The sequence below is a fragment of the Sorangium sp. So ce321 genome (assembly GCF_051530195.1).
Classification (GTDB): domain Bacteria; phylum Myxococcota_A; class Polyangia; order Polyangiales; family Polyangiaceae; genus Sorangium.
In genome coordinates this window covers 7,498,355-7,511,415 of record NZ_CP150329.1, presented here as the reverse complement: position 1 = coordinate 7,511,415, position 13,061 = coordinate 7,498,355, and the positions used below count along the sequence as shown (strand labels likewise).

General features: G+C 74.2%; 9 protein-coding genes. 5 read left to right on the top strand and 4 right to left on the bottom strand.

Going from position 1 to position 13,061, the window contains the following annotated elements:
- Window positions 1-24: 24 nt before the first annotated feature.
- The 3 genes from WME89_RS27595 to WME89_RS27585 all read right to left on the bottom strand — a co-directional run bounded on the left by WME89_RS27595 (window position 25) and on the right by WME89_RS27585 (window position 6,198).
- Window positions 25-3,801 carry a serine/threonine-protein kinase gene (locus WME89_RS27595; RefSeq protein WP_438002697.1) on the bottom strand — a complete coding sequence of 1,259 codons (3,777 nt, stop codon included), beginning with the start codon at window positions 3,799-3,801 and terminating at the stop codon, window positions 25-27.
- A gap of 518 nt (window positions 3,802-4,319) precedes the next feature.
- Complete coding sequence (locus WME89_RS27590) at window positions 4,320-5,618, bottom strand: hypothetical protein (protein WP_438002696.1); 1,299 nt, start codon at window positions 5,616-5,618, stop codon at window positions 4,320-4,322.
- Between the two features lie 247 nt (window positions 5,619-5,865).
- On the bottom strand, window positions 5,866-6,198 hold the full coding sequence (locus WME89_RS27585) for a DUF433 domain-containing protein (RefSeq protein ID WP_437663042.1): 333 nt from the start codon (window positions 6,196-6,198) through the stop codon (window positions 5,866-5,868).
- Between the two features lie 237 nt (window positions 6,199-6,435).
- Between WME89_RS27585 and zwf the strand changes: the two genes are divergently transcribed.
- From zwf to WME89_RS27560, 5 genes are all read left to right on the top strand, one after another.
- The gene (gene zwf / locus WME89_RS27580) at window positions 6,436-8,013 is read left to right on the top strand and encodes a glucose-6-phosphate dehydrogenase (protein WP_438002695.1); all 1,578 of its coding nucleotides are present in this window, start codon (window positions 6,436-6,438) and stop codon (window positions 8,011-8,013) included.
- Window positions 8,010-9,092, top strand: a complete 1,083-nt coding sequence (locus WME89_RS27575) for a glucose-6-phosphate dehydrogenase assembly protein OpcA (protein ID WP_438002694.1) — start codon at window positions 8,010-8,012, stop codon at window positions 9,090-9,092. The genes zwf and WME89_RS27575 overlap by 4 nt, the downstream gene beginning before the upstream one ends.
- Before the next feature lie 23 nt (window positions 9,093-9,115).
- Window positions 9,116-9,841: a 6-phosphogluconolactonase gene (gene pgl / locus WME89_RS27570; protein WP_438002693.1), complete on the top strand. Its 726-nt coding sequence runs from the start codon at window positions 9,116-9,118 to the stop codon at window positions 9,839-9,841.
- 238 nt (window positions 9,842-10,079) lie between these two features.
- Window positions 10,080-10,739, top strand: coding sequence for a cobalamin B12-binding domain-containing protein (locus tag WME89_RS27565; protein WP_438002692.1), 660 nt, complete (start codon window positions 10,080-10,082; stop codon window positions 10,737-10,739).
- The gene (locus tag WME89_RS27560; protein WP_438002691.1) at window positions 10,730-11,893 is read left to right on the top strand and encodes a sensor histidine kinase; all 1,164 of its coding nucleotides are present in this window, start codon (window positions 10,730-10,732) and stop codon (window positions 11,891-11,893) included. Before WME89_RS27565 ends, WME89_RS27560 begins: the two co-directional genes overlap by 10 nt.
- A gap of 34 nt (window positions 11,894-11,927) precedes the next feature.
- On the opposite strand, the gene WME89_RS27555 is transcribed toward WME89_RS27560, so the two are convergent.
- A complete protein-coding gene (locus WME89_RS27555; protein WP_438002690.1) occupies window positions 11,928-13,022 on the bottom strand; it encodes a glucokinase in 1,095 nt (364 codons plus the stop codon).
- Window positions 13,023-13,061: the final 39 nt, after the last annotated feature.

The following is a 13,061-nucleotide window of genomic DNA, read 5'->3' as shown; positions in this document are numbered from 1 at the left end:
GCCCGCGCGGCGCTCCCGCCGCCGTCACTTCGCGATCGGCGGGGCCTCCGGATCGAAGCGCGGGATGAAGCCCTCCACCGAGGCGAGCGTCTCCAGCAGCGTCACGTGGCGGAGGCGCGGGATCGCCACGATCGTCGGCGCGCCGATCTCCTCCTCCGGCACGGCGAGCGTCGCCGCCTCCGCGAGCCCCGCCATGGTCGCGGCCACGATCTGCGTCGTGCCCAGGCTGCTCGGCGCATAGGAAGCCCGGAGCTCGCGGGGCAGCCCGGTCCAGTACTCCCGCGGTGGGCCCTGGAACCCCGCCTCGGCCGGGGGACGCGGCCAGAACGTCGGCTCCTTCAGGCCGAGCTCCTCGACGAGCACCGTGCGCTCGGCCCGCACGTCGCGCGCCTCCTCCTCGTCGCCGAGCACATCGAACGCCTCGGCGTACCGCTCCAGCGCCGTGACGAGCTGCGTCCGGTTGCCCGAGGCGCGGATGAGCTCGAGCGTCTCCCGCGCGTACGCCCTGAGCTCGCCGGCGTCGCGGCCCTGCAGCGCCGACGTGTGCAGCCAGCCGACCCGGCCGAGGCCCACCGCGTAGGCGTCGCCCGTCCCGGCGGAGCCGATCTCGATCGCCCGCTCGTAGGCCGCGAGCGCCTCCGGGAGGAGGCCCTGCACGAAGAACACGTCGCCGAGGTACCCCTCGGCCCAGCCGCGCCCCATGCCGATGCCCAGCACGCCGCTGAGGTTGCACGCGTTCGAGACCAGCACGCGGGCCCGCGCCAGGTGGCCCACGTGGAACTGGTGCCGGCCCGCGTACATCGTGCCGACGTACAGGTAGAGCCCGCTCAGGCCGTGCTCCTCGGCGTACGAGAGCAGCTGCGCGGTCGACCGGACGCCGAGGTCCCAGTCGAACCGGCCCTCGGCGAGCACCGCGTAGTAGAACCACGTGCCGAGCAGCCGCACCGGGTCGCGCAGGCGCTCGGCGAGGCGCGCGGCGTCCGCGGCGCTCTGCTCGGCCTCGGCGTAGTGGCCCGACTGGCTCAGCGCGACGCACAGGATGCCGCGCGAGTGGCACAGCTCGATGTACTCGCCCGCCGCCTCGGCCAGCTCGCAGCCGCGGCGGAGCGGCTCGGTCGCGGGGCCGACCTTGCCGGCCGCGCACAGCGCGCGCCCGAGGATGTTCGCGGGCAGGCACTGGTACGGGCGGAGCTCGGGGCTCGCGCCGATCGCCTGGAGCGCCTTGCGGCTGTGCGCCACCGCGTCCGCGAACTCGCCCCGCACGTAGTGCACGCGCGACAGCGCGCTGGAGAGCGCCGCCGTCACGAGCGGGGTCTCCGGCAGCGCGCCCTGCGTGCGGCGGAGCAGATCGAGCGGCTCCGCCGTGCTGCCGAGCAGGCACGCCACGCGCGCGAGCTCGTGGGCGCAGCGGGCCCGGAGCTCGATGCGCGCGGGGTCGAGCGGCAGCCGCTCGAGCAGCGCGAGCGCCTGCTTGAGCCGCCGGCTCGCGCCGTGCGGGTCCTGGAGGCGATCGGCCTCGCTCGCCGCGAGCAGGTACGTCGAGGCGGCGCGGTCGAGCTCGCCGGCGCGCTCGACGTGGTGCGCGAGCGTCCCCGGATCGCCGCCGCGCAGCTCGATGCGCCGCGCGATGCGCCGGTGGACCTCGCCGCGATCCTCGGGCGGCACGCGGGCGGCGAGCTGCTCGCGCGCCGCGTCGTGGGAGAACGACGTGAGGCGCCCGTCCTCGCTCAGGCAGACGTGGTGCGCGGCCGCGTCGCGCAGGGCGCGGTCGACGTCCTCCGCGTCGAACAGGCCGAGCGCGACGAGGTCGTCGCGCTGGAACTGGCGGCCGATGAGCGCCGCGACCTCGAGGACCTGGACCACCGCGGGATCGAGCGCCTCGATGCTGCGGGCGAGGACGTCGGAGACCGAGGCGGGCGCGCGGTAGTGCGCGTCGGTGCGCGAGAGCTCGAGCGCGCCGCCCCGGCCACGCTGCAGGAAGCCCTCGGTCTCCATGTTGCGGACGACCTGGATGTTGAAGAGCGGGTTGCCGGCGCCGAGCAGCGGGACGCGGCGCACGAGCTCCTGCACGAGCTCGTCCCCCGCGCCGCGGCTCAGCGCGGAGAGGAGCGACCGGTTCGCGTCGGGCGGGAGCGGGCCGAGGTCGAGGCGCTCGACGTCCTTCCACGCGAGCCACCCCACCGAGCGGGGCGTCATCGGCGACGAGCCGGGCGAGCCAGGCGTGGCGCGCAGCCCGGACGAGCCCGGCGGGGGCAGCGACGAGCCGCGCGCGCCAGGGAACGGCGGCCGGGCCGTGCCGAGCAGCAGGACCGGCATCTCGCCGAGCTGGTCCGAGAGCCGCAGGAGCACCTCCTGCGTCGCCTCGTCGGCCCAGTGCACGTCCTCGATGGCGAAGACGATGGGGATCTCCTCGGAGATCGCGCCGAGCAGGCGCAGGATCAGCTCGGCGATCCAGCGCGTGCCGCCCGGGCCGATGGCGCCGCCCTCGTCGGCGAGCCCGACCGCGCGGAGGAGCTCGGGGACGAGCCCCTGGAGCAGGCCGGTGTCCTCGGCGACCACGAGGCTGACCAGCCGCCGGATGCGCGCGGCGCGGTTGTCGCCGTGCCGCTCCAGCCAGAGCGCGATCTGCGTCAGCGCCTCGCGGAGCGCCGAGTAGGGGACGAGCCCCGAGAGCTCCCTGCACCGGCCGTAGGCGACGATCGCCGTGCCCGTCTGCTCGACGCTCCGGAGCAGCTCGGCGACGAGGCGGCTCTTGCCGACGCCCGTGTCGCCGACCACCACGGCCGGCCGCGGCTGGCCCCACACGGCGGCCTGGAGGAGCTCCGTGAGCCGCCCGAGCTCCTGCTCGCGGCCGATGAACGGCGCGTCGTCGAGCGCCTCGGGCGAGGCGGCGTCGCGCTCGGGCGCGGGCTCGTCCGCCGCGAGCTGCGAGGGCGAGGCGCCGTGGAGCGTGACGTAATAGAGCTCCTTGAGCCGCGCGCAGAGCCGCGCCGCGCTCGAGAAGCGCCGCGCGGGGTCGCGCTCCATGAGCTCGTCCACGAGCGCGATGACCGGCGCCGGCGTCTCCGGGGCCACCTGCGAGAGCGGCACGAGGTTGCCGTAGACCTTCTGGCTGATGACGCTGTTGACCGTGCCGTCCTTGAACGGGAGCCGGCCGGAGAGCAGCTCGTAGAGCACGACGCCGACCGCGTAGAGGTCCATCCGCGGGCTCGGCCGCGCGAGCGCGCCCCGCTTCAGGCACTCGGGCGCCAGGTAGGCGATGGTGCCGGCGTTGACCCGGACGTGCTCGGGCTGGAAGCTCACCGTCAGCGTCGCCAGGCCGAAATCGAGGATCTTGAGCCGCGGCTCGTACGGGTCCGTGAGGACGATGTTGCTCGGCTTGAGGTCGAGGTGGAGCACGTTGAGCGCGTGGCAATGGGCGAGCGCCTCGGCCACGCGGCGCGCGATGCGCAGGGCCTCGATCGTGTCGAGCGAGCCCATCCGTGCGAGGTACCTGTCGAGCGTCTCGCCCCGCACGAGCTCCATCGCCAGGTAAAGGCCGACACCGTCGAGGACGCCGTACGAGCAGAGCTTCACGAGCGACGGGTGGCGCAGCCGGAGCAGCGCCTCGATCTCGTTCTGCTGGGCGAAGAGCTGCCCGACGTTCTGGGCGCTCACGTCCTTGAAGATCTTGATGGCGGCCTCGTTCCCGGCCTCGTCGTGGCCGCGGAACACGGCGCCGAAGCCGCCCTCGCCGAGCGGCCCGTCGACCGTGTACTCGCCGATCCTGGCGCCGCGCTCGATCAAGGGACCGCCGACCATCGCTCCTGCCCTTCCGAGTTCCCCGTCATCGCTCGAAGAAGCACCATGATACCCCGGACGCGGCGCCGTGCCGGGCGCAATGGCCCCGCAATGCGCGACGCGGAACGCGCGCTGCCGGCGCGCGCAGGGCGGGCGCGCGGGCGAGCGCCGCGGGCTCGGGCTGTGTCGGACACCCGGGCGGTATCTTTCGCCGTGCGCACCGCCGCGGCGTGCGCGGAGCCCTTCAACGACCCTCGCCGCACCCGGCCTGCCGGGACACGAAACGTGGCTGTCACATCGGGGGCGAGCCCGGCGCGCGTTCGACCCGTGCACCGTCGCGCTGCGACGCCGCGAGGGAAACGTGAGCTCGCATCCAGAATCGCGCTTCACCGCGGGACGGCGGCGTCAGAGAGGCTCCACGCCGGGACGGCGGCGTCAGAGAGGCTCCACGCCGGGACGGCCGCTCCACAAAAGACAACGGCGGCAGCCCCCTCCGGGAGGGGACCGCCGCCGCGTCCGGGCTCAAGCCGCTGCGGGGATCAGGTCCCGCCGCTGGCCGCGCCGCTCGCCGAGCCGCTGACGCTCGCGCTCGCCTTGATGTTCACGTCGATCGAGGCGGTCGCGCTCGCCGACGCGTCGACGGCGGCCGCGACGCAGGCGACCGCCTTGCCGCCGGCCTTGAGCGCCGCGTCCTTGACCTCGGCGCCCGCCTTGCCGACGCCGGACACCGCCGCCGCCAGCTTCTTGCCGGTCCCGAGCTGGACCTTCGCGATCGCCGGGAGCGACGTCCGGAGCGCGGCGACGAGCTTCTGCGCGTCGGCGTTCACCTTGCCGTTCGCCACGATGCGGACGTTCGGCGGATCGCAGGTCGCCGAGGCGGCGGTCTTCGCGGCGCACTGCGCGCGGCACGTCACGTCGACCTGGGGCGGCTGGATCTCGCCCGAGCACTTCGGCTCCTTGATCTGGGCGCTGCAGCCGCCGGAGCAGGAGCCCGAGCACTTCGCGCCGGCCTTGAGCTCGCAGGAGCCCGAGCAGGAGCCGTCACAGGTGCCCGAGCACGACCCCTCGGCCTTGGCGTCGCACTTGCCGTCGCAGGTGCCCGCGCACGCCGCGCCCTTCGACTCCTTGCCGTCGCACTTGCCGTCGCACTTGCCGCCGCAGGTGCCCTTGAAGCCGGCGTCGCACTTGCCCGAGCAGCTCGCGTTGCAGGTGCCGGAGCACGCCGCGCCCGCCTCGACGCTGCACTTGCCCTTGCACTCGGCGTCGCACTTGCCGCTGATCTCGCCGCCCTCGCAGCTCGCCTCGAGCTTGCCCGGCTCGAACGCGGGGCCGCACGTGCCGAGACACTCCGACATCGCGTTGATGTCGGCGTAGCACTTGGGGGGATCGATCTGGACCGCGATCTTCGCCTCGGCGTTCGCCTTGACGGCCGCGTTCACCTTGGCCGAGACCGCGTTGCAGACCTTCTCGGCGCCCTTGCCGCCGCCCGGCTCGGCCTTGAGGTCCGCGTCGCTCATGCCGAGGTCCTTGCCGAGCTTGCCGCACGAGGCGATGAGGCTCGCCTCCATGTCCACCGTGAGCTTGTCGAGCGAGGCCGCGGCCTCGAGGAAGCCCTTGATCTTGCCCTCGACATCGGCGCCGCCCTCGAACTTGAGGTTGGCGATCCCGCCGTTCTTCAGCTCCTCGCAGCCGCCCGCGGCGGACGCCAGGTCACCGGCGGGGCCGGGCAGGCTGTCCGCGCCCGGGATCCCCTTGCCGCCACAGTTCACGAGGAGAGGCGAAGCCAGCCCGAGCAAGGCCACCGGCATCGCGAACAACTTCCATCGATTGACGCTCATCTCAGAAACCCTCCGGCACCTCGATGGGTACCCCATGGGGCGCGGACCTTACACCGGTCGCCGCGACCTTGAAAGCTGAGACAGCCGCGAACCCGCGCGGCTGTCGCTCGCGATGCCGAGCAGCCCCGCACTCCGGGCCCCAGCGATAGAGCGCCCTATTGCCTTAAGTCACGATGGCTGTAAAGAAACAAGCTGAGCCAACGGAGACCGGGATGCCGCGCGGCGCCGCGCGCCGAGGCCGCGTCGCTCACTCGTCGTCTTCGTCGAACGGCAGGTTGAGCTGCGCGAGCGGGCGCGCGCCGATTGAGGGCCCGCCCTTCTTCTCGAAGAGCGCCTGCTCGCGCGCGATGTCGGCCTCGATGAGGTCCTGGTTGTCGTAGGCGAACGCGAGCGCGTCGAGCACGCGCGCCGGCCCGAGGTTCGGGTAGCGCTTGAGCAGCGTCTCCACCGACGCGCCGCCGCGGTGCCACGCCCAGAGCCGCCGCACCGGGACGCGCGACCCGAGGACGTGCGGGCTGCCGGCGAGCACCTGGATGTCGCACCGCACGTGAGGGTGGGGGACACGGATTCGCGGGAGCACCGGCGCGGCCATCGCGCGGCGGAGCCTAGTACCTGTCGCGATCGGATGGAAGGGCGCCGCGAGCCGGCGGGCACGCGCGACGTGCGCGGGAAGGCGAGCGCGCTCGACGCGCGGGCTCGGGCCGCACGCCCGCGCTCCCCCGTTGCTCCGCATTGCGTCGGCGCGATCCGGGCTACCCTACGCCGCGGAGGCGCGCGAGCATCACGCCCGACGTTGTCACCGACCGGAGCCCATCCAATGACCCAAGCCGAGAAGAACCCGCTTCGCGAAGGAATGCCCGAGGAGCGCACCGCCTCGCCGGCAGCGCTCGTCATCTTTGGCGCCTCGGGCGACCTGACCCGGCGCAAGCTGCTGCCCGCGGTCTACAACCTCGCGCTCAGCCGACTCCTGACCGGCGGCTTCGCCGTGGTCGGCGTGGCGCGGCGCCCGAAGCCGGACTTCGCCCAGGAGATGCGCGAGGCCGTCGGGAAGCACTCGCGGCGCCCGCTCGAGGAGTCGTCCTGGAGCGAGCTCGAGAAGGGCATCAGCTATGTCCAGGGGTCGTTCGACGAGGCCGAGACGTACACGCGCCTCGGCGCGGAGCTCGAGCGGCTCGACGCCGAGCGCGGCACCCGCAAGAACCGGGTCTTCTACCTGGCCGTCGGGCCCGACCAGTTCGCGCCCATCGTGCGCGGCCTGCGCGCGGCGAACCTCGTCGCGCCGCCGTCGCACGCGAAGGACGCGCCGTTCCAGCACGTGGTCGTCGAGAAGCCGTTCGGCGAGGACCTCGAGAGCGCCCGCACCCTCAACCGGGACCTGCTCGCCCACCTGGCCGAGTCGCAGATCTACCGGATCGACCACTACCTCGGGAAGGAGACGGTCCAGAACCTCCTCGTCCTCCGCTTCGGCAACACGATCTTCGAGCCGCTCTGGTCGCGCCAGCACGTCGATCACGTGCAGATCACGGTGGCCGAGGACATCGGCGTCGAGGGGCGCGGCAAGTTCTACGAGAAGGTCGGCATCACCCGCGACATCGTGCAGAACCACGCGCTCCAGCTCCTCACGCTGGTCGCGATGGAGCCGCCGTCGTCGTGGGGCGCCGACGCGGTGCGCGACGAGAAGGTGAAGGTGCTCCGGACCCTCCGGCCGATCACGGGCCCGGACGTGCTGAAGTCGACGGTGCGCGGGCAGTACGCGCCCGGCATCGTGCGCGGCGAGAAGGTGCCCGGCTACACCGAGGAGCCCGACGTGGCGAAGGACTCGCACACCGAGACCTACGTCGCGATGCGGCTCCACGTGGACAGCTGGCGCTGGGGCGGCGTGCCGTTCTACCTGCGCGCCGGCAAGCGGCTGGCGAAGCGGGTGGCCGAGGTGGTGCTGCACTTCAAGCCGCTCCCGCACGGCCTGTTCAAGGGCGCCCCCGGCGCCACCGAGGAGCCGAACGCGCTCGTGATGCGCCTCCAGCCCGACGAGGGGATCTCGCTCCGGTTCGCGGCGAAGATCCCGGGCAGCGGCATCGCCATCCGCGGCGTGACGATGGACTTCCGGTACGGCGCCGCGTTCGGCTCGAGCACGCCCGAGGCGTACGAGCGGCTCCTGCTCGACGCGCTGCGCGGCGACGCGACGCTGTTCACGCGCGCCGACGAGGTCGAGGCGCAGTGGGGCTTCGTCGACCCGATCTTCGAGGGGTGGCGGACGCAGGGCGCCCCGATCGCGCGCTACGCCGCGGGCAGCTGGGGCCCCTCGGAGGCGGATGACCTGATCGAGCCGTCGACGGACGCGCGCAACGCGTGCGCCGAGGGCAAGGCCCCGGAGCGGGCCTGGAGGCGGCCGTGAGCGCGGGCGGCATCGCCGAGGTGATCAAGCGGGTCGAGTCGGAGCTCGCCGAGTTCTGGTCGTCGCCCGACGAGTCGCGGGCCGAGCCGGCGCCGAAGACGCGCGCGTCGACGATGAACTTCGTCGCGGTGGGGAGCCGCGCCGAGGTCGAGCGCCTGAGGGAGCAGGCCGAGGAGCTCGCGGAGACGCACGCGGGCCGGACGCTGCTCATCACGCTCGACGACCGGCTCGACCCGCGGAGCGTCCAGGGCGACTGGTCGGCCACGTGCCGCCGCGCCGGGGAGGTGCCGATCTGCTACGACCGCGTGGAGCTCACGTTCGGCGTGGCCGCGGCCGAGCGCGTGGCGTCGGTCGTGAGCGCGCTGACGATCTCCGACGTGGCCGTGATCGTCGAGCTCGCGCCGGGCGCGCCGAACGTGCTCGGCGACGCGCTCGCGCCGATCTGCGATCGGCTGGTGTTCGACTCGGCCGAGACGTGCATCGAGCGCATCGCGGAGGTCGCGCGCGAGACCAGGGCGCCGCTCGCGGACCGCGCGTTCGTGCGGACGTTCTCGTTCCGCGAGCTCGTGGCCCGGTTCTTCGACGACATGCCGGAGGCGTGCCGCGCGATCCGGCGGGTGGAGATCGCGCGCAGCGCGGGGTCGAAGCCGGATCCGGCGGCGCTGTTCCTCGGCTGGATGGGCTCGCGGCTCGGCTGGAAGTTCGAGTCGCGGGGGCCCGGGCAGGGCGGCGCCGCGGGCGTCGTCGGCCGCGCGCGGGGCGCGGACGGCGCGCCGATCGAGATCGCGCTGGTCGACGGGCCGCCGGCGCCGTCCGAAGAGCAGGCGTGGCGGCGGCTCGACGGCGTGCGCCTCTGGACGTCGCTCCGCGGCGAGCCGCTCGCGCTCGGGTGCGTGCGGCTCGACAAGGCGCCGGCCACGGTGCGGTGGACGATGGAGGGGGCGCGGTCGGCCGAGCACCTCCACCCGCTCGGCTACCGGGACGAGACGTGGGTGCTGACCAAGACGATCGACTCGCTGGAGGGCGATCGGCTGCTGCGCGACGCGGTGCTCGCCGCGGCGGACTGGAGCGCCCTCTGAGGAGGGCCGAGAGGAGGACCGAGATGAACGGTGGAGAGGAGACGTGCGTCGCGAAGGACGCGGCGGAGCTCGCGCGCCTCGGCGCGGAGCTCATGGCGCGCGCCATCGCGGCGGCGATCGAGGCGCGCGGCGTCGCGCGGATCGCGCTCTCGGGCGGGGGAACGCCGTCGGAGGCGTACCAGCGGCTCGCGGCGCTCGCGCTCCCGTGGGAGCAGACGGAGTGGTTCTGGGTGGACGAGCGCGCGGTCGCGCCCGACCACCCCCGCTCGAACTACGGCGCCGCGCGCCGCGATCTCGCGGCGGCCCGCATCCCGGAGGGGCACTTCTTCCGCATGGAGGGGGAGTCGCCCGACCTCGCCGAGGCCGCGGCGCGTTACGAGCGGCTCCTGCGCGCCCGCTTCGGGGTCGCGGCGCCGGTGGCGTTCGACCTCATGACGCTGGGGATCGGCGACGACGCGCACACGGCGTCGCTCTTCCCCGGGACGGGGGCGGTGGGCATCGAGGACCGCCTGGTCGCCGCGATCCCGGCGCAGCCGGACAAGGGTCTCGAGGCGCGGCTCACGCTGACGGCCCCGGTGATCCGCGAGGCGCGCATGAAGCTGCTCCTCGCGCGCGGCGCGGGGAAGCGCGGGGTCCTGGAGCAGGCGAAGCGGACCGGCCCGGCCGACGAGGTGCCGGCGCGCGTCGTGCGCGGCGGCGCGGGACGGCTCGTCTGGCTGCTCGACAGCGCGGCGGCGGCGGCCGGATGATCGGGGCGGGGCGAACTCCTCAGGGCGAGCGCCCGGGCTCGTGCGGCGATGGGCGCGCCCCTCCCGCGTCGTTGACGTGCGCGGGCCGACAGCGCGGCGGAGATCCGCGCCGGGCACGGATTGACGCCGCCGTTCCTGGCCCGACATGGCACGGCAGGCACCCATGCCTGCCGGCGAGGGAGAAGCTGAAACCCACCGCGATCTGTACTTCTCCGGACTCCATGTGCAGGTAGCGCTCATGGGGTCGGACCAGGCGCTGCCAGAGGCCGTCGAGGGGGAAGGCGCCGCCGCGCGCCTGTTCACGGACGCGCTCCTGACGGGCAACTACCTCGCCGCGCGGAGCGTGCTCCACGCCGCGCTCGGGGACGGGCTCGGCCATATCTACGAGCGCATCGTCGTGCCCGCCCTCGAGGAGGTCGGGACCCTCTGGTACGAGAACCGGATCACGGTGGCGGACGAGCACCTCGCCTCCGCCGTCGCGCAGACCGCCGTCGCGTCCCTGTACCCGCTGATCCGGTGGCCGGCGGGAGACCCGAGGGCTGTGGTCGGCTGCGCCGACCCCGAGCTCCACACGTTCGGCGCGCGAATGCTCGCCGATCTCCTCGCCCTCGACGGCTGGCAGACGACGTACATGGGCGGGCGGATCTCGATGCTAAGCGGGCTCGCCGACCTCGATCTGCGCCAGGTGAGGCTCGTCGCCGTGTCGATCACCCTCGAGGTGCACATGCCCTCGGCGCGGGCGCAGATCCAGCGCGTGCGCGAGCAAGTGCCCGGGGCGAAGATCCTCGCGGGCGGCCGCGCCGTCGCGGCGCTGCCCGACGCGGCGCTGCTGCTCGGGGCCGATGCGGTCGTGGCGTCGCTCTCGACGGCCGTGAGGCTCGCGCGGACATGGCGGTGACGCAGCCCGACGCGGCGTCGCTCTTCGGCGCCCTCCTCGCGACCCAGGACGATCTCCTGCTCGTGGTGCAGCGCGGCGAGATCACCCACGCCAGCGCCGCGGCGGGCCGGCTGTTCGGAGGCGCCGCGGCGCCGGGCAGGGGCGTCGCGGCGCTGTTCCACGAGACGAGCCGCGAGAAGGTCTCGGCGGCCCTGGCCCACGCGGCGGCCGCCACGTGGGAGCTCCAGGTGCGCCGCGAGGACGGGCGCCAGGAGCCGGTGAAGTTCCTCGTGGTCCCCACCGCCGGCGGGGCGCGCATCCTCCTCGGGCGGGCCTCCGCGCGGGACGAGGCGCGGCGGAGGGAGGAGGCCGCCATCGCGCTGGCGAACGAGCTCGCGGACATCACCCGCGAACTCGCGACGAAGGGGGCCGAGCTCGAGGCGGCGCGCGTCCGGCTCGAGGAGCTCGGGCGGCAGCGCGAGGAGTTCATGTCGATCGTGTCGCACGACCTCAAGTCCTCGCTGCAAGCCATCCGGCTCCAGGGGTCGCTCATCGAGCACGCGCCGAGCCCCCTGACGACCGCGCAGTGCGCGAAGGTCGCGGGGCTGCTCCTGCGCAACGTCGACAGGATGACGTCGCTCATCTCGGACATCCTGGACGCGGCGCTCGTCGACGCGGGGGAGCTGCAGATCGCGTCGCGGCGCTTCTTCCTCGACGACGTGGTCGCCGAGGTGGTCGACACAGTGGCCCCGATCGCGGCCGAGGCGGGCGTGCAGATCCGCAGCGAGGCCGCGGGCACAGGGATCGTGATCGGCGACGCGCGGCGGCTCTACCAGGTCGTCCTGAACCTCGTGGAGAACGCGATCAGGCACTCGCCGCGGGGGACCGAGGTGCTCATCGAGCTCGCCGCGCGCGACGCCTGCGCGCGCTGCGCCGTCGAGGACGCGGGGGCCGGCATCGCGCCCGAGGAGCGCGCGGCGGTGTTCGATCGCTTCCGGCGGCAAGGCGCGCACGCGGGCCGCGCCGGCCTCGGGCTTTACATCGCGCAGCGGATCGTCGCGCTGCACGGGGGCTCGATCTGGGTCGAGGCCGGCGCGCGCGGCGGCGCGCGGTTCGTCTTCGAGATCCCCACGCCCGACGGCGCGGGCGTGGCCGGGGACGCGGGCGCGCGTTGAGCGGGCTCCGGCGCGGGGCGCGCCGCGCCTGCGCTCAGGACCTCCGGGAGGCCGGGCGGGCCGAGGGCTCCTCCGCGGCGGCGAGCTCCCTCGCGAAGGCGAGCGCGCCCCGCACGCCGACGAGGGGATCGGTGACGACCGCGACGGGCACGTCCTGGAGGAGCGGCGCGAGGCGCCCCTTCTTCAGGAACGACTTCATGAACAGCTCGCGCCGGGCGGTGACGAGGTGCCGGGCGATGTTGCCGAGGACGAAGACGCCGCCGAGCGCGAGCTCGCGCAGCGCGAGGTTGCCGGCCTCGGCGCCGTAGATCTCGACGAAGAGGTCGACCGCGCGCGCGGCGGGCCGGAACTCACGGGCGAGCCCGAGCTCGGCGATCGCCGCGTTGCGGTCCCCCTCGGCGAGGCGGCGCTCGATCGCGCGCGGCACGCGGGCGGCGCGACCGGCGAAGAAGTCGAAGACGGCGCCGAGCCCGTCGCCCGAGAGGACGCGCTCGTAGCTCACGTGATCCGGGTGGCGCTCGGCGAGGAACTGCCACAGCTCTGCCTCGATGGCCGAGCGCGGGGCGAAGTCGGCGTGGCCTCCCTCGGTCGGGAGCGTGAGGTGGCGGGCGCCGTCCCAGATGAGCCGGGCCTCGCCGAGCCCGGTGCCGGCGGCGATGACGGCCACGTTGCTCCCTTTCGGCCGCGGCCTGCGCTCGGTGAGCGGCGTGATCGACCCGCGCGCGATGTGCAGGCAGCCCCGGGCGCCGACGACGAGGTCGTTCGCGAGCAGGATGCGCGCGATCTTGAGGCGGCGCGACAGCTCGCGCTCGGCGAGGCGCCAGGGCAGGTTCGTCACCGTGGCGACGTGGTCCTGGATGGGGCCGGCGACGCCGAGCACGGCGACGGCGGGGTGGGGAGCCTCGCTGCGCACGAGGAAGGGGAGGGCGATCTCCTCGAAGCTCGCGTGCTCGCGGCTGCGGAAGACGGCCTCGGAGAGCGGCCGGTCGCCGGAGGCGTCGTAGAGCGCGAGCCGGGTGTTCGTGCCTCCGATGTCGCCGACGAGCAGCGACCGCGCCGCGGATCTCTTGGTCCTTGCCACGCGGCCGCCCTGCCAGCGCCCCGCCTCGGCGGCAAGGCGATCCGTCATCGAGCGAGCGCGGCAGACGTGAACGTTCCGAGGAACCCT

What these genes read in the sequence shown, in the direction of transcription:
- WME89_RS27595 (WP_438002697.1), bottom strand. Translation starts at nt 3,801, where the DNA reads ATGGTCGGCGGTCCCTTGATCGAGCGCGGCGCCAGGATCGGCGAGTAC.
- WME89_RS27590 (WP_438002696.1), bottom strand. Translation starts at nt 5,618, where the DNA reads ATGAGCGTCAATCGATGGAAGTTGTTCGCGATGCCGGTGGCCTTGCTC.
- zwf (WP_438002695.1), top strand. Translation starts at nt 6,436, where the DNA reads ATGACCCAAGCCGAGAAGAACCCGCTTCGCGAAGGAATGCCCGAGGAG.
- WME89_RS27555 (WP_438002690.1), bottom strand. Translation starts at nt 13,022, where the DNA reads ATGACGGATCGCCTTGCCGCCGAGGCGGGGCGCTGGCAGGGCGGCCGC.
- pgl (WP_438002693.1), top strand. Translation starts at nt 9,116, where the DNA reads ATGAACGGTGGAGAGGAGACGTGCGTCGCGAAGGACGCGGCGGAGCTC.
- WME89_RS27565 (WP_438002692.1), top strand. Translation starts at nt 10,080, where the DNA reads ATGGGGTCGGACCAGGCGCTGCCAGAGGCCGTCGAGGGGGAAGGCGCC.
- WME89_RS27560 (WP_438002691.1), top strand. Translation starts at nt 10,730, where the DNA reads ATGGCGGTGACGCAGCCCGACGCGGCGTCGCTCTTCGGCGCCCTCCTC.